This is a genomic window from Bradyrhizobium sp. WSM1253, assembly GCF_000244935.1.
GTDB lineage: Bacteria > Pseudomonadota > Alphaproteobacteria > Rhizobiales > Xanthobacteraceae > Bradyrhizobium > Bradyrhizobium canariense.
In genome coordinates, this window is the sequence record NZ_JH600073.1 from 1,803,368 (window position 1) to 1,821,856 (window position 18,489).

Annotated in this window: 14 protein-coding genes and 1 pseudogene; 6 read left to right on the forward strand and 9 right to left on the reverse strand. The window is 64.6% G+C overall.

The features are described from left to right. Positions 1-241: pseudogene (locus BRA1253DRAFT_RS43485) on the forward strand (helix-turn-helix domain-containing protein); the annotation flags it as partial. Between the two features lie 188 nt (positions 242-429). On the opposite strand, the gene BRA1253DRAFT_RS43490 reads toward BRA1253DRAFT_RS43485, so the two are convergent. From BRA1253DRAFT_RS43490 to BRA1253DRAFT_RS10280, 4 genes are all read right to left on the reverse strand, one after another. Next, positions 430-747, reverse strand: a complete 318-nt coding sequence (locus BRA1253DRAFT_RS43490; protein ID WP_007593706.1) for a transposase — start codon at positions 745-747, stop codon at positions 430-432. A gap of 120 nt (positions 748-867) precedes the next feature. Beyond that, complete coding sequence (locus tag BRA1253DRAFT_RS10270) at positions 868-1,218, reverse strand: DUF6285 domain-containing protein (protein WP_007593707.1); 351 nt, start codon at positions 1,216-1,218, stop codon at positions 868-870. Between the two features lie 2 nt (positions 1,219-1,220). Then, positions 1,221-2,207, reverse strand: a complete 987-nt coding sequence (locus tag BRA1253DRAFT_RS10275; protein WP_007593709.1) for a phosphotransferase family protein — start codon at positions 2,205-2,207, stop codon at positions 1,221-1,223. A gap of 10 nt (positions 2,208-2,217) precedes the next feature. Next, positions 2,218-3,006, reverse strand: coding sequence for an enoyl-CoA hydratase/isomerase (locus BRA1253DRAFT_RS10280; protein WP_007593710.1), 789 nt, complete (start codon positions 3,004-3,006; stop codon positions 2,218-2,220). Positions 3,007-3,173: 167 nt separating this feature from the next. Between BRA1253DRAFT_RS10280 and BRA1253DRAFT_RS10285 the strand changes: the two genes are divergently transcribed. The 3 genes from BRA1253DRAFT_RS10285 to BRA1253DRAFT_RS10295 all read left to right on the forward strand — a co-directional run bounded on the left by BRA1253DRAFT_RS10285 (position 3,174) and on the right by BRA1253DRAFT_RS10295 (position 6,001). Next, a complete protein-coding gene (locus BRA1253DRAFT_RS10285) occupies positions 3,174-3,953 on the forward strand; it encodes an SDR family NAD(P)-dependent oxidoreductase (protein ID WP_007593711.1) in 780 nt (259 codons plus the stop codon). Positions 3,954-4,063: 110 nt separating this feature from the next. Further along, the gene (locus BRA1253DRAFT_RS10290; protein ID WP_007593712.1) at positions 4,064-4,444 is read left to right on the forward strand and encodes a VOC family protein; all 381 of its coding nucleotides are present in this window, start codon (positions 4,064-4,066) and stop codon (positions 4,442-4,444) included. Between the two features lie 279 nt (positions 4,445-4,723). Then, positions 4,724-6,001, forward strand: a complete 1,278-nt coding sequence (locus BRA1253DRAFT_RS10295; protein ID WP_007593713.1) for an acyl-CoA dehydrogenase family protein — start codon at positions 4,724-4,726, stop codon at positions 5,999-6,001. 137 nt (positions 6,002-6,138) lie between these two features. Here the strand turns inward: BRA1253DRAFT_RS10295 and yghU are convergent, their stop codons facing one another. Beyond that, positions 6,139-7,020 carry a glutathione-dependent disulfide-bond oxidoreductase gene (gene yghU, locus BRA1253DRAFT_RS10300; RefSeq protein WP_007593714.1) on the reverse strand — a complete coding sequence of 294 codons (882 nt, stop codon included), beginning with the start codon at positions 7,018-7,020 and terminating at the stop codon, positions 6,139-6,141. Between the two features lie 304 nt (positions 7,021-7,324). Between yghU and BRA1253DRAFT_RS10305 the strand changes: the two genes are divergently transcribed. Then, a complete protein-coding gene (locus BRA1253DRAFT_RS10305) occupies positions 7,325-8,458 on the forward strand; it encodes a nitronate monooxygenase (RefSeq protein ID WP_007593715.1) in 1,134 nt (377 codons plus the stop codon). Between the two features lie 117 nt (positions 8,459-8,575). Further along, positions 8,576-10,093 (forward strand): acetyl-CoA acetyltransferase, encoded by a 1,518-nt coding sequence (locus BRA1253DRAFT_RS10310; protein ID WP_007593717.1) that lies wholly within the window; start codon positions 8,576-8,578, stop codon positions 10,091-10,093. A gap of 91 nt (positions 10,094-10,184) precedes the next feature. Here BRA1253DRAFT_RS10310 and BRA1253DRAFT_RS10315 read toward each other — a convergent pair whose 3' ends face one another. The 4 genes from BRA1253DRAFT_RS10315 to BRA1253DRAFT_RS10330 form a co-directional block, all read right to left on the reverse strand. Beyond that, positions 10,185-11,387: an efflux RND transporter periplasmic adaptor subunit gene (locus BRA1253DRAFT_RS10315; RefSeq protein ID WP_007593718.1), complete on the reverse strand. Its 1,203-nt coding sequence runs from the start codon at positions 11,385-11,387 to the stop codon at positions 10,185-10,187. Then, on the reverse strand, positions 11,374-14,553 hold the full coding sequence (locus tag BRA1253DRAFT_RS10320) for an efflux RND transporter permease subunit (protein WP_007593719.1): 3,180 nt from the start codon (positions 14,551-14,553) through the stop codon (positions 11,374-11,376). Before BRA1253DRAFT_RS10320 ends, BRA1253DRAFT_RS10315 begins: the two co-directional genes overlap by 14 nt. 165 nt (positions 14,554-14,718) lie before the next feature. Further along, positions 14,719-16,413, reverse strand: coding sequence for a methyl-accepting chemotaxis protein (locus BRA1253DRAFT_RS10325; protein ID WP_007593720.1), 1,695 nt, complete (start codon positions 16,411-16,413; stop codon positions 14,719-14,721). 270 nt (positions 16,414-16,683) lie between these two features. Then, positions 16,684-18,375, reverse strand: a complete 1,692-nt coding sequence (locus BRA1253DRAFT_RS10330) for a methyl-accepting chemotaxis protein (protein WP_007593721.1) — start codon at positions 18,373-18,375, stop codon at positions 16,684-16,686. Between the last annotated feature and the right edge of the window lie 114 nt (positions 18,376-18,489).

Consider the following 18,489-nt stretch of genomic DNA (forward strand, 5'->3'; position numbering starts at 1 on the left):
AAATTTTGGCGGGCGATTGCCGCTGGGTTAAGCAGCGAAGATGCTGCACTCGAAGCCGGATTGTCACAACCTGTCGGAAGCAGATTATTCCGAAAGGCGGGGGGGCATGCCACCAGCGATGTTCAGATCTTCGGCAAAGGCACTGTCCGGGCGGTATCTCTCGTTGAATGAGCGCGAGGAGATCGCACTTCTCAAGGTGCAGGGCCATTCCATACAGGAGATTGGACGTCGCCTGGGGCGGGCTGCCATAGCGGCCATGGCTATCGCGATGAACCCGCTGGATGCCTTCCAGCAGCGCTCGGTTAGCCAAGGCCCGGAGGCTTTCCGGGCGCGACCGCCAGGCATAGTAGCCCGCGGGCGAGACGCCGAGCACACGGCACATGACCTTGACCGGATAGTCCGTGCGGCGATCCTCGATAAAACGGAACCTCATGTCCGGGGTCCAGCAAAGATCGCGATCGACTTTTTTAAAATGTCGCGCTCCAAGCGCAGCTGTTCGTTTTCCCGCTGCAACCGCGCAATCACGTCAGCTTGGTCCGCCGACGGCACCGCCGCTTGCGATGTGGGCGCCACGGCGCTGCCGCCGGCTCTCGCCGTGCCCTGCTCCGCCACCCATCGGCTCAGCACGGAGCCGTCAAGCCCGAGCTCCTTCGATACCGACTTCGCCGAGCGGCCGCTCGACAAAACCAGATCAACTGCCTGCCGCTTGTACTCGTCCGAATAAGAACGTCGCTGCCGTTTCGTCATCTGACACCTCTTGCTGTCTAAGCTATAGGTGTCCACCGATTTAGGGGAGGCTCAGAATCTTTCCGCTGAGACGGTCTGGATTGCTTCGTCGCTACGCTCCTCGCAATGACGAGGAGAGGTCTACCCGCCGCGCGACAGCTCCCGCTTGTACGATGCATAATTCGGCTGGTCGACCGCAAGCTTGTCCATCGTGGTCGCCCACAGATGCTCGGCCAACCCCGGCGTCCGCTCGGCGAGTACGCGGTTGAGATCGGTGACCGCGCCGTCCATGCCGAGCAACGCGCGCAGGCGGTCCACCTCCGCGGCGTCGCTCCCCTCCTCCAGCGTCAACTGCCGTGTCACGAGATCAAGAATATTGATGGCGACGCGCAGCTTGAAAGCCTGGTGGCCGGAGATCAGCGGCGCGATATCGTTGCGGAGGAAATCGGCGACTGACTTGGTCAGCTCGATCGGGGTCGGCTCGTCCTGCATGGTCAACTCCCCCGCGGCACCAGCAGCCGCAACAGATCGATCTCGGTCTCGGAGGCACGGCGTCCGATCATGGCGCGTTCCATCGAATGGTCCGGACTTTCTCGAAATCGCTGCATCATGCCGCCGCACATGATGCCCCAGCGCAGCGTGCCCATCACTTCCCAGAATTTGACACGTGATGGATCGACCTTGCGGCCTGCGGCCTCATAGCCGGCGAACAGCTCCTCACGCGAGCCAAACCCGCCGACAGGCTTGTCGATCTCACCAAAGCGCCAGGAGTTAACGCAGACCCAGCCGAGATCCTCCATGGGATCGCCGAGATGAGCGAGCTCCCAGTCAAGCACCGCGCGCACGCCGTCGGCGCCGATGATGAGATTGCCGTTGCGGAAATCGCCGTGCACCAGCGTCGTCTCGGCCGCAGGGCCCGGATCGTGGTCGCGCAGCCAGCGCAGCGCCAGCTCGAACACGGGTTTGGGCCAGTCCAGACTGCGATAATCGCGCTCGAACTCGGCGATCTCCTGGGTCGCGGACCGGCTGCGCAGCTCGGGCAATTTGTCCAGCGGCAGCCTGTGCAGCTTCGCGAGCACGGCGCCAAGCTGCCGCGCGAGAAGCGGCCGTGCCGCGGCGAATTCATCATCGCGAAGAATCTTGCGCGCGATGGTCTCGCCCTCGACCCGCTGCATGATGAAGCCGGTGCCGAGATCGTCGTCCGGCGCGAGCACATGCATCACGCGCGGCGACGGCACGCCGGCCTGATAGGCAAGCTGCATCAGCTGCGCTTCCGCGCCGAGACCCGCCGCGCGCGTCGGCGCCGCGCCATACCCCTTCGGCGAGCGGCGCAGGATCGCACCGATCGGCCCATCGGGATGCACGATGTCGAAGCGCCAGGTTTCCTGGCTGGCGCCGCCGGACAGTCTTGCCACGCCAGCGACACCAGTTGCGCCCGGGCACCAGCGCGCAACGCTGCGGGAGAGTTCGGCCTCGATCATTTGCCCTTGATCACCTGCCGTTGAATTTGGCCGGCCGCTTCTCCAAGAAGGCGCCGACGCCTTCGCGGAAATCATCCGTGTCGCCGGCGCGGAGCTGGCACTGGAATTCGAGATTGAGCTGATCCTCGAAGGAATTTTCCGGGCTGTCCCAGTAGAGCTTGCGGATCAGCGACAGCGCGACCGTCGGGCCGCTGGCGAGGTCATGCGCGAGCTTCATCGCCTCCTCCATCAGCACGCCGTCATCATAGACGCGGTTGACGAGGCCCCATTCCAGCGCCTTCTCGGCTGGGAGCCGCTCGCCCATCAGCGACAATTCGATCGAGCGCGCCTTGCCGATCAGCCGCGGCAAGAGCCAGGTCGAGCCACAATCCGGCACCAGGCCGATACGGCGGAAGGCTTGAAGAAAGTAAGAGGACCGCGCGCATAAAATCATGTCGCCGAGCAGCGCGAAGCTCATGCCGGCGCCGGCCGCGGGGCCGTTGACCGCGGTCACGATCGGGCAATGCAGATTGCGGATGCGGCGCAGGAAGGGATGGAAGCCGGTCTCAAGCGTCAGGCCGGCCTTGGTCTTCTTCGACTGGTTGTTGCGGCCCTGGAGATTCGCGCCGGTGCAGAACGCCCGCCCCGCGCCGGTGAGCACGACGCAGCGCACCTCGTCCTTCTTCTCCTCGATCGTGTCGAGCGCTTCCGCGAGACCGCCCAGCATGTCGACGGAGACCGCGTTCATCACCTCCTGGTGGTCGAGCTTGAGGATCGCGACCGAGCCATCGAGATCGAGCGTGACGTGTTTGAACTGCATGGTTTCCTCGTGAGTTGCGGCCTGCGCCAGTTTCGCAGACCGGAATTACTTTTGCCGGGGCGCATATTTGATTTTTGGCACGGTCTTGTCCATGGTGATCAGAGCATAGCAAGCAATCTTGCGCGCAGCGGCTGATGCGCGACCCAAGCAAAAACAGGAAACGCGCCATGAACCTTTTCGACCTTTCGGGACGGGTCGCCGTGATCACCGGCGGCAATGGCGGCATCGGGCTAGGCATCGCGCAGGCGCTCGCCGGCCAGGGCTGCAACGTCTCGATCTGGGGTCGCAATCCTGACAAGAACAGCAGCGCTGCCGCGAGCCTGGCCGGGCTATCAGGCAAGGTCGACGCGCGGGTCTGCGACGTCTCCGACCCGGCCTCGGTCAATGCCGCGATGAAGGCCACGCTCGACATGTTCGGCCGGGTCGACGGCTGCTTCGCCAATGCCGGCATCGGCGGCGGCGGCCGGCGCTCCTTCATCGAACGCACCGAAGAGGAATGGCGTGGGATGTTTGCGACCAATCTCGACGGCGTGTTCCACGCGTTCCAGGCGGCCGCAAAACACATGACCGAGCGCGCCAATGCGGGCGATCCCTTCGGTCGGCTGGTGGCGACTTCGAGTCTCGCCTCGATCTTCGGTACCGCCCGCAACGAGCACTACGCGGCGACCAAGGCCGCGATCAACGCGCTGGTGCGCGCGCTCGGCGTTGAGCTGGCGCGCCACGGCGCCACCGCGAACGCGATCCTGCCCGGCTGGATCAAGAGCGACATGACCTCGGGCCTGATGGCCAACGAGAAATTCGTCGCAAACGTGATGCCGCGCATTCCGGTGCGCCGCTTTGGCGAAGCCAGCGATTTCGGCGGCATCGCAGTGTATCTGATGAGCAAGGCGTCGTCGTACCACACCGCGGATACGTTCGTGATCGACGGCGGCTATACGGCGTTTTGATTCTCGTAGCCCGGATGGAGCGCAGCACAATCCGGGACGGCCAAAAGCAAACAAGACCCGGATTACGCTGCGCTCCATCCGGGCTACAAGATGAGGGAAATAGGGCAAAAATGTTTTCACACGTGATGATCGGCACCAACGACCTCGACAAGGCCAAGGCCTTCTACGACAATTTGCTGTCCACGCTCGAGGTGCGGCCGGCGCGGGTCGACGGCCATCGCATCTTCTACATCACCAAGACCGGCGTGTTCTCGGTGACCAAGCCTATCAACGGCGAAGCGGCGACGCCTGCGAATGGCGGCACCATCGGCTTTGCCGCCAACTCGCCGGAGCAGGTCAATGCATGGCATACGGCCGGCATCGCTGCCGGCGGCGTTCCTTGCGAAGATCCGCCCGGCATCCGCCAAGGCCCGGGCGTCAACCTCTATATTGCGTATTTGCGCGACCTCGACGGCAATAAGATCTGCGCGATGCATCGGATGGCGAGCTGAGCCGGCCGCAACCACCGCTGTCATGCCCCGGCTTGACCGGGGCATCCAGTACGCCGCGGCTTCTCCATGAATCACCGACGCGTCGGATTACTGGATCGCCCGCCTTCGCGGGCGATGACAGCAGCGCTCGCGGCAACCGTCCCATTCAAACAACATTTCAAACGCCCTGCGATATTCCATCGCATGGCATGGCTCGCTCTAGAAAATGCGCGCTCGCACTTTGCCGACGCTGCGACTATTCTCCGGCTCAATGCGATCTCAGCGACCCCGGGAGGAACAATGACAAAACACACCTATATTCCCCGCACCACCAACTACACCCTCAATCCCGGGGACGAGCTCAACGACCTCAGGATGTCGGACCAGGTCCGGCCGCTCTATGATCACGTCAGGAAGTTCATCCGCGACACCGTCGAACCGATGTCGATCGAATTCGCCAAGGCCGGCGAAGGGAAACAAGACCGCTGGAGCTTCACGCCGAAGCAGCTCGAGGTGCTGGAGAAGGCCAAGAACAAGGCCAAGCAGGAAGGCCTCTGGAACTTCTTCCTGCCCGACGACGAGACCGGCCAGGGCCTGAAGAATCTCGACTACGCCTATATCGCATCCGAGCTCGGCAAGAGCCCGTTGGCCTCGGAGAGCATGAACTGCTCGGCGCCTGACACCGGCAACATGGAGGTGCTGGAGCGCGTCGGCACGAAGGAGCAGAAGGAGAAGTGGCTGAAGCCGCTGATGAACGGCGAGATCCGCTCGGCCTATGTCATGACCGAGCCGAACGTCGCCTCCTCCGATGCCAAGAACATCTCGACCACCGCCAAGCTCGTCGGCGACGAATGGGTCATCAACGGCGAGAAGTATTACATCTCCGGCGTCGGCGATCCCCGCTGCAAGATCCTCATCGTGATGGTGAAGACCAATCCGGATGCGGCGCCGAGCAAGCAGCAGTCGCAGATCCTGGTGCCGCGCGACACGCCCGGCGTCGAGGTGCTCGGCCCCATGTACGTGTTCGGCCAGGACCACGCGCCGCGCGGCCACATGCACATGCGCTTCAACAACGTGCGCGTGCCCAAGGAGAACATTCTGCTCGGCGAAGGCCGCGGCTTCGAGATCTCGCAGCTTCGGCTGGGCCCCGGCCGCATCCATCACTGCATGCGCACCATCGGCAAGGCCGAGAAGGCACTCGACCTGATGGTGCAGCGTGGCCTCACCCGTGAAGCCTTCGGCAAGAAGATCGCCCATCTCGGCGGCAACATGCAGATCATCGCGCAGGCGCGCTGCGAGATCGAGGCGATGCGACTGATGGTGCTGAAGGCCGCCAAGGCCATGGACGTGCTCGGCAACAAGGAAGCTCGCGTCTGGGTGTCCATGGTCAAGGCCATGGTGCCGGAGCGCGCCTGCAAGATTATCGACCAGTCGATCCAGATGCACGGCGCCACGGGCATCTCGCACTGGACCCCGCTCGCCGAAATGTACCAGGACGTCCGTCACCTGCGCTTCGCGGATGGTCCGGACGAGGTGCACTGGATGGTGGTGGGACGCCACGAGCTGAGCATGGCGTGAGGTCTCGCCAAGCGCGGCCCTGCCGTAGGGTGGGTTAGCGAAGCGTAACCCAACACTGTTCGTCTCCGGGGAAGCGAAAGAGGTGGGTTACGCTAGCGCTAACCCACCCTACAATACTGCGATGTTCAGCGATGCGCCTACGACGCGGCCACCTCGCCGACCTTGTCCTGCGTCCTGGTCTCGAAGTCGCTGGCGTCGTGACGCTCGTGGAGCTGGCTGGCGGGATCGCCGGAGACACGGTTGACCATGCGGCCGCGCTTGACGGCCGGACGCTTGGCGATCTGGTCGGTCCAGCGCTGCACGTGCTTGTAGTCCTGCACGGAGAGGAATTCGCCCGCGCCATAGACCAGCCCCTTGGCGAGCGCGCCGTACCAGGGCCACACCGCCATGTCGGCAATGGTGTATTCGCTGCCGGCGAGATATTCGTTGTCGGCGAGCCGGCGGTCGAGCACGTCGAGCTGGCGCTTGGTCTCCATCGCGAAACGGTCGATGGCGTATTCGATCTTGGTCGGCGCGTAGGCGTAGAAGTGGCCGAAGCCACCGCCGAGATAGGGCGCGCTGCCCATCTGCCAGAACAGCCACGACATCGCTTCAGTGCGGCTCTTGATGTCCTTCGGCAGGAAGGCGCCGAACTTTTCGGCGAGGTAGAACAGGATCGAGCCGGACTCGAACACCCGGATCGGCTCCGGGCCGGAGCGGTCCATCAGCGCCGGGATCTTGGAATTCGGATTGATGTCGACAAAGCCGCTGCCGAACTGGTCGCCGTTGCCTATTCTGATCAGCCAAGCGTCGTATTCCGCGCCCTTGTGGCCGAGCGCCAGAAGCTCCTCCAGCATCACGGTGACCTTGACCCCGTTCGGCGTCGCCAGCGAATAGAGCTGGAAGGGATGCTTGCCGACCGGCAGCTCCTTGTCGTGAGTGGGACCGGCGATGGGACGGTTGATGCTGGCGAACTGCCCGCCGTTCTCCTTGTTCCAGGTCCAGACTTTGGGCGGCACGTAGGCGGGGGTGTCGGTCATGAGGGGGCTCCGGCGAAAAGATGCGTCTGCATTAATTAGCCCACGGACGGCCGATGGCAAGCCCTGCCGGCCCTGCGTCCGGCGCGGGCCTCGAGGCCGCGTCATGCATCCGACGTTGCCGAGGACGACCTGCACCAGAGGCCGCATCTGTCGAGCCATGCGTGCGGCTTCGCGTAACACGGCGTGTGCACGCAAGATGCGCCGCCAAATCCGGATTGGCATAGCGCAAGACGATGGTCTAGCGTCGATGAGCCTTCGCTCAAGATTGCGACAACAGCAACGCGAAGGCCCGCCGGAGGGAACGATGAAATCGCCGATCTGCGACATGCTGGGCATCGATTTCCCCCTGCTCGCCTTCAGCCATTGCCGCGATGTCGTCGCCGCCGTCAGCCGGGCCGGAGGCTTTGGCGTGTTAGGTGCCACCGTGCACACGCCGGATACGCTGGAGCGCGAGCTCAAATGGATCGACGATCACGTCGACGGCAAGCCCTACGGCGTCGACGTGCTGATCCCCGAAAACATCTCGACGGCGGGCGAAAAGGACGTCACCTGGAAGAGCCTTGAAGCGCGCGTGCCTCAGGAGCACCGCGACTACACGCGCAATCTCCTGAAGAAATTCGACATCGAACTCACGACCACCGAGGTCGCCGACAACCAGCCGCAGCCGTTCGATGGCAGGACCGCGCTAGAGCTGCTGGAGGTCTCGTTCAAGCACCCGATCCGCCTGATCGCCAATGCCTTGGGCGTGCCGCCGAAGGCCATGATCGAGATGGGCAGGAAGCACGGCGTGCCGGTCGCAGCACTGGTCGGCGCCAAGGAGCACGCGCTGCGCCAGGTCGCGGCCGGCGTCGATATCCTCGTGGTCCAGGGCACCGAGGCCGGCGGCCATTGCGGCGAGGTCTCGACCATGGTGCTGGTGCCCGAGGTGATCAAGGCGATCAAGAAGATCCGCGACGTGCCGGTGCTGGCGGCCGGCGGCATCATGACGGGACGGCAGATGGCAGCCTGCATGGCGATGGGTGCCGCAGGTGCCTGGACCGGCTCGGTGTGGCTTGCCACCGTCGAGTCCGAGACCACGGAGATCTTTCGCGAGAAGATGATCGCGGCATCGTCGCGCGATGCGATCCGCTCGAAGGGCCGCACCGGGAAACCGGCACGGCAGCTTCGCTCGGTCTGGACCGACGCCTGGGACCGCGCACCCGAGAGCCCCGGCGCATTGCCGATGCCGCTGCAAAGCATCGTCAGCCGCGACGCCTTCAACGCGATCGACCGCGCAGCAGCGGGCGGCAACGCGAAGGCGCGCGATCTCGTGAGCTACTTCGTCGGCCAGGGCGTCGGGCTGATCGACAGCGTAAAGTCGGCCGGCGCGGTGGTGCAGGAGTTCAAGGAAGATTTCGCCGAAGCCGTCGAGCATATGAATGCGCTGGTGGCGGAGTGATCGCCGCACACCGTCATTGCGAGCGCAGCGAAGCAATCCAGACTCTCACCGCGGACAGATCCTGGATTGCTTCGCTGCGCTCGCAATGACGAAACAACTGACATCGTGAACTGAAGCATGACAGACAAGAAAAATACCCCCGAAGACCGCATCCCCGTCATCGTCGGCGTCGGCGAGATCGTCGACCGTCCCAAGAAGATCACCGACGGCCTCGAGCCGCTCGACCTGCTCGAACAGGCGGTGCGGCGGGCAGAAGCAGATGCCGGGGCAAAGCTGCTCGGCGAGGTGCAGTCACTCGACGTCGTCAACTTCCTGAGCTGGCGCTATCGCGATCCGGAGCAGTTGCTGGCGCAACGACTCGGCATCTCGCCCGCGCATTGCTATTACGGCCCCGTCGGCGGCGAGAGCCCGATCCGCTATATCCACGAGGCAGCAAAGCGCATTGCGCGCGGTGAATGCAGTGTTGCCGCTGTCTGCGGCGCGGAGGCACAGTCGACGGCGACCAAGGCGGAGCGCGCCGGCGCGAAGCTGCCATGGACGTCGTTCGCCCGTGACGTCGAGGAGCCGAAACGCGGCGCAGCGTACCAGAAGCCGCTGGCGCAGAAGCTCGGGGTGTTCCGGCCCGTCACGGTGTATCCATTCTACGAGGCCGCCTCCTCGGCGCATTGGGGCCAGACGCCGCGCGAAGCGATGGCGGAGTCAGGCGTGCTGTGGTCGCGCTATTCAGAAGCCGCCGCGCAAAATCCAAATGCCTGGCTGAAGCGGCGCTATGCGCCCGACGAAATCACGACGCCGACCGGGGACAACCGCCTGATCGCCTGGCCCTACAACAAGCTCATGGTTGCCAACCCGAGCGTCAACATGGGCGGCGCGCTGCTGCTCACCAGCCTCGCCAGGGCGCGTGCGGCAGGCATCGCCGAGGACAAGCTCGTCTACCCGCTCGGCGGCGCTTCGGCGGAAGAACCGCGCGACTATCTTTTGCGCGACCAGTTTTACGAGAGCCATTCGCAGAACGCCGTTTTGAAGGCCGTGATGGATCTCGCCGACGGCGACGGCAAGAATTTCGACGCGATCGAGCTCTATAGCTGCTTCCCGTGCGTGCCCAAAATGGCGCGGCGGACGCTGGGCCTGGGTGCGGACGTGCAGCCGACCGTAACAGGCGGCCTCACCTTCTTCGGGGCGCCGCTCAACACCTACATGACCCATGCTGCCTGCGCGATGGTGCGGCGCCTGCGCAACGGCGCCAAGCTCGGCCTGCTCTACGGCCAGGGCGGCTTCGTCACCAAGCATCATGCGCTGGTGGTGTCGAAGGCGCCGCCGCGTGAAGCATTGGCACAGGAGACGAGCGTGCAGGCGGCGGCGGACCGCAACAAGCGCGCGGTGCCGGAGTTCGTGACGGAGCCGAGCGGCATGGGCAAGGTCGAGAGCTTTACGGTGCTCTATGGCCGCAGCGGCGATGTCGAGCATGGCGTGGTGATGCTGCGGACGGAAGACGACAGGCGCACGCTGGCGCGGATTCCCGCGGGCGACACGGCGACGTTGGCGCAAGTGCTGAACATGGACCGCACGCCGGTGGGTTCGCTGGGCGAGATCACGACGGCCGCGGATGGCGTCCCGGAGTGGCGGGTGGCGTAGGGTGGGTTAGCGAAGCGTAACCCACCGCTTTTGTCTACGCGGTAACCGAAGTGGTGGGTTACGCTTCGCTAACCCACCCTACAAACTCACCCTACCCCTTCGGCGCCTGCTTCTCGGACGCCGTCGCCGGCTTGCCCTTGGCACCGGCGCCGGTCACACGGACCTGGTCGCCGTCGGACAGGCCGTCCGGTGGTGCCGTGATGACGCGGTCATCGGCTGCAATGCCCGAGGCGAGCTCGATCTCGCGGCCGAGGTCGCGGGCGATGGTCACGGCCTTGAACAGGACCTTGTCGTCCGGACCGACGGTTGCGACGCGCAGGCCGCTGCCGTTGAAGATCAGCGCACTGGCGGGAATGCTGAGCGGCGCGGAGTCGCGCTGCAGGTTGAGCTTCACGCTGGCGTAGCCGCCGGGCATCAGCTCGCCCGAGGAATTGTCGAGACCAAGTTGCATGCGCGTCGTGCCGGAGGCGACGTCAACCGCCTGCGAGGAGGCTTCCACCGTCGCCTGGAAGGTCCGGTTCGGATACTCCGGCAGCACAATGGCGGCCTTGGCGCCGATCTTGATCGCGGGCACGTAGTTCTGGGGCACGTTGATGTAGACGCGCAGCTTGGTGATGTCGGAGACCACGAACATCGCCGGGCCCGAGCCGCCGCCTGAATTGATCAGCGCACCGACGTCGGTGTCGCGCGCCGTGACCACACCGTCAAACGGAGCGGTGATCTTCTTGTAACCGGCCAGCGCTTCGAGGCGCTCGACATTGGCCTGGCCCGAGCGAACCGCCGCGTTCTTGTTGGAGAGATCGGCGGTACGCTCGTCGATCTCCTGCGCGGAGACGAAGTTGGAGGCGACCAGCGTCTTGCGGCGGTTGAGGGTGGCTTCCGACAGCCTGGCACTGGACTGCTGGCTGGCGAGGTCGGCGCGGGCCTGAAGCAGTTGCTGGTCGAGGTCGGGCGCCTCGATCTCGGCGATCACCTGACCGGCCTTCACCCGCGCACCGATGTCGGCGCTCCAGCTCTTGAGATAGCCGGGAACGCGGGCAAAGATCGGCGCGCGATAATAGGCTTCGAGACGGCCCGGCAAGTCGATGGTCGTATTGAGAGCCTTGGCATTAGGCAGCGTCACCGCGACGCTCGGAACAGCCTGATCATCGGTCCATGCCTTCAGTTTGGAGCCCTGCTCCTCGCGCGCGCGGATGCCGGTGCCCACGACCAGGCCTGCCGCGATCAGCGCCACCACGCCGAAAATGCCCAGTTTCCGGTGCGACACCGGGGAGCGGGATTCAGTGGGCGACATGCGGAGTCTCCAAAGGGGCGGCGGCTTTGCCGCCTTGCTTCTTGTGTACCATACTGAACACCACGGGAACGAACATCAGCGTGGCGAAGGTTGCAAAGATCAGGCCGCCGATCACGGCGCGGCCGAGCGGCGCATTCTGCTCGCCACCCTCGCCGAGCCCCAGGGCCATGGGCGCCATGCCGATGATCATGGCGAGCGCGGTCATCAGCACCGGGCGGAACCGGACGAAGCCGGCTTCCAGCGCCGCGGCGATGGGATCGCCGAGCTCTTCGTAGCGCTCGCGCGCGAACGAGATCACGAGCACGCTGTTGGCGGTGGCAACGCCCATGCACATGATGGCGCCGGTCAGCGCCGGCACCGACAGCGTCGTCTCAGTGGCGAACAGCATCCAGACGATGCCGGCGAGCGCGGCCGGCAGCGCCGTGATGATCACGAAGGGATCGGACCAGGACTGGAAGTTCACGACGATCAGGAAATAGATCAGGACGACCGCGCCGAGCAGGCCGAACAACAAGCCGGTGAAGGCGCTGTTCATGGTCTGCACCTGGCCGAGCAGCACGACGGAAGAGCCTTTCGGCACCTCCCTGGCGGTGTCGGCGATCACCTGGCGGATGTCGGTCGCGACCGCACCGAGATCGCGGCCCGAGGTGGTGGCGAAGATCTGCACCATCGACTGGATGTCGTATTGCGAGACCACCGCGCTCGAGGTCGAGCGCTTGATGTCGGCGATGCCGCCGAGGATCGGCGACTGCGAATTTCCGGCAGCCGTGATCGGCAGCGTCTGCAGCGCGCTGAGCGAATCCATCTGGTATTGCGGCGTCTGCATCACGATCGAATAGGACACGCCGTTATCCGGGTTGAGGTAGTAGGTGGGCGCCACCTGCGAGGAGCCGGCAAGGTTGACCACGAGACTGTTGGTGACGTCGCGCTCGGTCAGGCCGACATATTGCGCGCGGGTGCGGTCGACGTCGATGTTGAAGGTCGGATTGTTCGGCGATTGCTGGATGCGCGCATCCGCGACGCCGGGAATCCTGCGGACCTTGGCCAGCAGATTGTTGGCATACGCGAAGTTGGCGCTGAGATTGGCGCCGCGGATCTGCAGGTCGATCGGCGCCGGCGCGCCGAAGTTCAGGATCTGGCTGACGATGTCGGCCGGCAGGAAGGCGAAGCTGACGCCGGGGAACAGCCGCGGCAGTTGCTCACGCAGCACGCGCACATGCTCCTCGGTCGGCTTGTGGCCTTCCTTCAGCTTGATCTGGATGTCGCCATCCTGCGGGCCGATCACGCCGGTGTTGTTGTAGGTCATGTTGATGCCGGAGATCGGCATGCCGATGTTGTCGGTCAGCGTTTCGATCTCGCCCGGGATCAGCTTGCGGATCGCCTTCTGCACGTCGGCGAGCTGGTTCGCGGTCTCCTCCACGCGGGTGCCGACCTGGGTGCGGACGTGCATCAGGATGTTGCCGGCATCGACCGCGGGGAAGAAGTTGCGCCCGAGGAAGGGCACCAGCGCGAAGGAGGCGGCGACCACGCAAAGGAAGCCGATCACGAACACCGGACGGTGCGCCAGCGCGAGCCCGAGGAAATTATGGTAGCCGCCGCGAATGCGCTCGAAGCGAGCCTCGAAGCCGCGCTGGAACCAGACCAGGGGATTGCGCGACTTCGGCGGGCCGTCCTCGTGATGGACATGTGCCTGCAACAGATAGTTGGCCATGGTCGGCACCAAGGTACGCGACAGCAGGAATGACCAGATCATCGCGAACATCACCGCTTCCGCCATCGGCACGAACAGGAAGCGCGCCACGCCGGTGAGGAAGAACATCGGCACGAACACGATGCAGATGCAGAGCAGCGAGACGAAGGCCGGCGTCACGATCTGGTTGGCGCCGTCGAGGATCGACTGCTCGACCGGCTTGCCCTGCTCCAGATGGTAGTTGATGTTCTCGATCGTGACGGTGGCATCGTCGACGAGAATGCCGACCGCGAGCGCCAGGCCGCCGAGCGTCATGATGTTCAGCGTCTCGCCGATCGCCGACAGCATGATGATGGCGCCGAGCACGGAGAGCGGGATCGAGACCGCGATGATGACGGTCGAGCGCCAGCTGCCGAGGAACAGCAGGATCATGACGCTGGTGAGCAGCGCCGCGATCACGCCTTCAAACGCGACGCCTTCGATGGCGCCGCGGACGAACACCGACTGATCGCCGATGAAGCCGATCTTGAGCGCGTCCGGCAGCTGGTCCTTGACGTCGATCACCTTCTGCTTGATGCCGGCGATGATGTCGAGCGTCGAGGTCGCGCCCGCCTTCAGCACCATCATCAGCACCGAGCGGTTGCCGTCGACATGGACGATGTTGGTCTGCGGCGGGTTGCCGTCCCGCACAGTCGCGACGTCGCGCACATAGACCATCGCGCCGTTGACGGTCTTGATGGGCAGATTGCCGAGCTCGTCGATCTTCAGGGGCGAATTGTTGAGCTGGATGTTGTACTCGAAGGTGCCGATCTTCTGGGTGCCGACAGGCGTGATCAGGTTCTGCGCAGCCAGCGCATTGGCGACGTCCTGGCCGGACAGGCCGCGGGCCTGGAGCGCGGTGGGGTCGAGGTCGATCTGGATCTGGCGCTGCTTGCCGCCGAAGGGATACGGGATCGCAGCACCCGGCACGGTGACCAGCGGCGTGCGGAGCTGGTTGATGCCGATATCGGCGAGGTTCTGCTCGGTCAGCCCGTCACCCGACAGCGCCACCTGGACGATCGGCACGGTGGAGGCGGAGTAATTCAGGATCAGAGGCGGCGTCGCGCCCGGCGGCATCTGCTTGATCAGCGTCTGCGAGATCGCGGTGACCTGCGCATTGGCGGTGCGGATGTCGACGTTCGGCTGGAAGAAGATCTTGATGATGCCAAAGCCGTTATAGGAATTGGCGGTGATGTGCTCGATGTCGTTGACCGTCGTGGTCAGCGCGCGCTGAAACGGCGTGGTGATGCGGCCCGACATCTGGTCGGGCGGCAGGCCGGTGTACTGCCAGACCACGCCGATCACGGGAATGCGGATGTCCGGGAAGATGTCGGTCGGCGTCCGCAGCGCCGCCAGCGGTCCGATGATCAGGAGCAGGAGCGCGAGCACGACAAACGTGTAGGGCCGGCTCAGGGCAATACGGACCAGAGCAATCATTCGCCGGGAAATTCCAGGTCAAGCGAGGATACGGAATCCGCCCCCACGGGGATCCTCTTTACCCTTTACCCGAGCACCGCCGGAAACGCTAATCTCCGGCGGGTTTCCTGCATTCAATTCCCTGCTACCGCACTGCAGAACACGCACTGCGGCCATGCGGCCGCCTCATGCGGCGCGGACCGACCCGAGGAACTTGCCCACTTCGAGCTTCAGCCGGTTGGAATCGCGCGAGAGCATCTGTGCCGCCGACAGTACCTGTGAGGAGGCCGACCCGGTTTCGGTGGCGCCGCGCTCGACCTCGGCGACGTTCGAGGACACCTGCTGCGTGCCCTCCGCCGCGTGCTGCACGTTGCGAGCGATCTCCCGGGTGGCTGCGCCCTGCTCTTCCACGGCGGCCGCGATCGCCGAGGAAATCTCGGACAATTGCGCGATCGTGCCGCTGATCTGGCCAATCGCGCCGACCGAGTCCTGCGTTGCCGTCTGAATGCCGCCAACCTGCTGGCCAATCTCGCCGGTTGCCTTTGCCGTCTGCTCGGCGAGTGCCTTGACCTCGGAGGCAACGACCGCGAAGCCGCGACCGGCTTCGCCGGCGCGCGCGGCCTCGATTGTGGCATTGAGCGCCAGAAGATTGGTCTGACCGGCGATCGCGTTGATGAGTTCTACCACATCGCCGATGCGTGACGCGGCGCGCGACAGCTCGCTGACGCGTTCGGTGGTGATCTGCGCCTGGCTGACGGCCTCGCCTGCGATCCGCGCCGAGTCCTGAACCTGGCGGCTGATCTCGCGAACCGAAGCCGCCATCTCCTCCGCGGCAGAGGCGACAGAATCCACGTTGGCTGAGGCTTCTTCGGAGCCTGCCGCGACCACGGTAGCGAGCTCCATCGCGCGACCCGCCGTGGTGGACAGCGTCGAAGCAGACGCTTCCAACTCGGTCGCGGCTGACGAGACCGTTTCCACGATCTCGCCGATAGCGGCCTCGAAGGCGTCCGCGAGCTTTGCCATCTCGGCCTTGCGCTGCGCCTCTGAGCGCAGCTGCACGGCCTGGACCTCGCCGCGGCTGAAACGGATGATGGTCTGCACCGTCTGCAGGTTGCGTAGCGCCTCGCCAATCTCGTCGTCGCGCTGGATCACGATGCGATTGTCCAGCTTGTCCTGGACGAGGTTGACCAAGGTGTCGTTGAGCTGCTGCATTGGCCCCTGGACGGCGCGCATGGTCGTAAGGCCGGCGAAGCCGAGGACGGCAGCGCCGGCGGCGGCCAGCAGCGCCAGGCTCAGGCTGGTCGTGCCGCCGGTCGAGAGCGCGCCGCCGATGCCAAGCCCAAGCACGAACAGCAGCTGCAGCGCCATCGTGGTGACCAGGCGCGCCTTCAGCGTTCTGGTGAAGATCGCAAAATGGTCGAGCAGCGAGCGGCGGCGGATGATGCCGGCATCGACGCGATAACCATGCGGCTTCTTCTCGCGGATCGCGGCGTAGACCTCTTCGGCCAGCTTGCGCTGGTCGGCCGGCAATCTGGTGCGGATCGACGTAAAGCCCGTGACCTGCCCGTTCTCGCGAATGGGCGATGCCGTCGCCAGCACCCAGTAGAAATCGCCGTTCTTGCGGCGGTTCTTCACCGCGCCGAGCCACGGCTTGCCGGCCTTCAGCGTGTCCCAGAGATTGTCGAATGCCTCCGGCGGCATGTCGGGGTGACGGACGATGTTGTGCGGCTGGCCCATCAGCTCCGCGGACGTGAAGCCGGCTGCAGCAAGGAAGTCGTCGTTGAAGTAGGTGAGCTTGCCCTTGAGGTCAGTCCGGGAGACGATCAGCGTCTCATCGCTGACGGAATATTCGACCTCGGTGACGGGTAAATTCTTGCGCATGCGAGCCCCAAAAGTTGGATGAAATAAGCGGCGATTCCAATCAGGGCTGCTACCGGCGGTCCTTGTGACCATTCTCGTAAGCCGAATTTAACTATCGATGAAGAAGGCACCCGTCCATCTTCCGCGGAACCCCATGATGGTACCTGCTACCGACATCAGGCTACCGGCGCTCAAAAAAAGAGCGGCGCTTGAGGCGCCGCTCGTTCGTCAATGGATGTTGACGCGGGAGTTTACACCTCGCGCGTCCGTCGTTACGCCGCGCGGACGTAGCTACGCCGCGCGAACGTTGGTCAGGAACTTGCTGACCTCGGTCTTGAGCCGGCCCGAGTCGTTGGACAGCATCTGTGCCGCCGACAGAACCTGCGAGGAGGCCGTGCCGGTCTCGGTTGCGCCGCGCTGCACGTCGGTGATGTTGGATGAGACCTGCTGGGTGCCCTGCGCCGCCTGCTGGACGTTGCGGGCGATCTCCTGGGTCGCGGCGCCCTGCTCTTCCACGGCCGCCGCGATCGCCGAGGAAATCTCCGACAGACGCTCGATGGTCGACGAGATCTCCTTGATGGCGCCGACCGAGTCGTTGGTCGCCGCCTGGATGCCGGAGATCTGCTGGCCGATTTCACCGGTCGCCTTCGCGGTCTGCTCGGCGAGCGCCTTCACCTCGGAGGCCACGACCGCAAAGCCGCGGCCGGCTTCGCCGGCGCGTGCGGCTTCGATGGTCGCGTTGAGCGCCAACAAATTGGTCTGGCCGGCGATGGTGTTGATGAGCTCGACGACGTCGCCGATGCGCGAGGCCGCCTTGGAGAGCTCGCTGACGCGCTCGGTGGTGGAGCGCGCCTGGCCGACGGCGTCGCCCGCCATTCGCGCCGATTCCTGGACCTGGCGGCTGATCTCGCTCACCGACGAGGCCATCTCCTCGGTCGCCGAAGCGACCGACTGCACGTTGGTCGAGGCTTCCTCCGACGCTCCGGCAACGGTGGTCGCCAGCCGCTGGGAGCGGTCGGCGGTCGAGGTCAGCGTCGAGGCGGAGGCCTCTAACTGAGTCGAGGCCGACGACACGGTCTGGACAATCTCGCCGATCATCGTCTCGAATTCGCGGGTGATGTTGTCGACGCGGCGGCCGCGCTCGATCTTGGCTTCGGCATCGGCGGCGGCAGCCTCGTCGGCGGCCTTCTTGGCGATCAGCGCTTCCTTGAAGATCTGGAGCACATCGGCCATGGCGCCGATCTCGGTCTTCTCACCGCGATGAGGAACTTCGGCGGAAAGCTCGCCCTTGCCCAGCGCCTGCATCGGCTCGATGATCGAGTTGATGCCGCTGGAGACGTCCCGGACCAGGTAGAAGCCGACGCCGACCCCGACGACGACGGCCGCGCCGAGGATGATCGAGACCAGCATGAAGGCATAATTGTAGCTATCCGCAGCGTCCTGCGCGGCCTGGTCTCCGCCCTTGGTATTGAGCTCGATGTCCTTGGTCAGGATCGCGTCCGCCTCGAGACCGATCTTGTTGACCGTCTTGGTGTTCAGCTCCTGGGCCTCATGCGGGACCTTGCCGGCCTCCTTGCGCGAGAGCGCCATGACGTCTTCGGTGCCCTTCTTATAGTCGTCCCAGAGCTTGGCCCAATCGTTGTAGAGCTTCCGTTCTTCGGGCGAGGTGATCATCGGCTCGTAGGCCTTGCGGGCCTTGGCGAGCGCCTCGATCACCGTGGCGCCCGTCTTCTCGTTGGCGAGCTTGTCTTCAAGGGTTTCCGACAGCATGTGCTGACGAACCACGTTGCGGTAGGTGATGACTGATGCCCGGAGCTCGCCCAGCACCCGCACGCTGGGCATCCAGCTCGTGGTGATCTCGGTGGTATTGGCGTTCATCGACCGCATCTTCATGACGGCGAGCAGGCCCATGCCGGCCATCGCGACCAGCAGGAACGCCACGACACTGATGATCTTGGCGCGAATGGAAATGGTGGCGAGCATAATCGGGTCTCTTTGTGCTGGCGCGGCGGCGCGTCCGGAATTTTACGAATCAACCAAAAGGAGCAGTACCGAAATCAAACACCAGAGCACCTGAGCAGATGTTAATAACGACTC

Excerpts from the sequence above, each read along its gene's own strand:
- BRA1253DRAFT_RS43490 (WP_007593706.1), bottom strand. The coding sequence starts at position 747 with ATGACGAAACGGCAGCGACGTTCTTATTCGGACGAGTACAAGCGGCAG.
- BRA1253DRAFT_RS10270 (WP_007593707.1), bottom strand. The coding sequence starts at position 1,218 with ATGCAGGACGAGCCGACCCCGATCGAGCTGACCAAGTCAGTCGCCGAT.
- BRA1253DRAFT_RS10275 (WP_007593709.1), bottom strand. The coding sequence starts at position 2,207 with ATGATCGAGGCCGAACTCTCCCGCAGCGTTGCGCGCTGGTGCCCGGGC.
- BRA1253DRAFT_RS10280 (WP_007593710.1), bottom strand. The coding sequence starts at position 3,006 with ATGCAGTTCAAACACGTCACGCTCGATCTCGATGGCTCGGTCGCGATC.
- BRA1253DRAFT_RS10285 (WP_007593711.1), top strand. The coding sequence starts at position 3,174 with ATGAACCTTTTCGACCTTTCGGGACGGGTCGCCGTGATCACCGGCGGC.
- BRA1253DRAFT_RS10290 (WP_007593712.1), top strand. The coding sequence starts at position 4,064 with ATGTTTTCACACGTGATGATCGGCACCAACGACCTCGACAAGGCCAAG.
- BRA1253DRAFT_RS10295 (WP_007593713.1), top strand. The coding sequence starts at position 4,724 with ATGACAAAACACACCTATATTCCCCGCACCACCAACTACACCCTCAAT.
- yghU (WP_007593714.1), bottom strand. The coding sequence starts at position 7,020 with ATGACCGACACCCCCGCCTACGTGCCGCCCAAAGTCTGGACCTGGAAC.
- BRA1253DRAFT_RS10305 (WP_007593715.1), top strand. The coding sequence starts at position 7,325 with ATGAAATCGCCGATCTGCGACATGCTGGGCATCGATTTCCCCCTGCTC.
- BRA1253DRAFT_RS10310 (WP_007593717.1), top strand. The coding sequence starts at position 8,576 with ATGACAGACAAGAAAAATACCCCCGAAGACCGCATCCCCGTCATCGTC.
- BRA1253DRAFT_RS10315 (WP_007593718.1), bottom strand. The coding sequence starts at position 11,387 with ATGTCGCCCACTGAATCCCGCTCCCCGGTGTCGCACCGGAAACTGGGC.
- BRA1253DRAFT_RS10320 (WP_007593719.1), bottom strand. The coding sequence starts at position 14,553 with ATGATTGCTCTGGTCCGTATTGCCCTGAGCCGGCCCTACACGTTTGTC.
- BRA1253DRAFT_RS10325 (WP_007593720.1), bottom strand. The coding sequence starts at position 16,413 with ATGCGCAAGAATTTACCCGTCACCGAGGTCGAATATTCCGTCAGCGAT.
- BRA1253DRAFT_RS10330 (WP_007593721.1), bottom strand. The coding sequence starts at position 18,375 with ATGCTCGCCACCATTTCCATTCGCGCCAAGATCATCAGTGTCGTGGCG.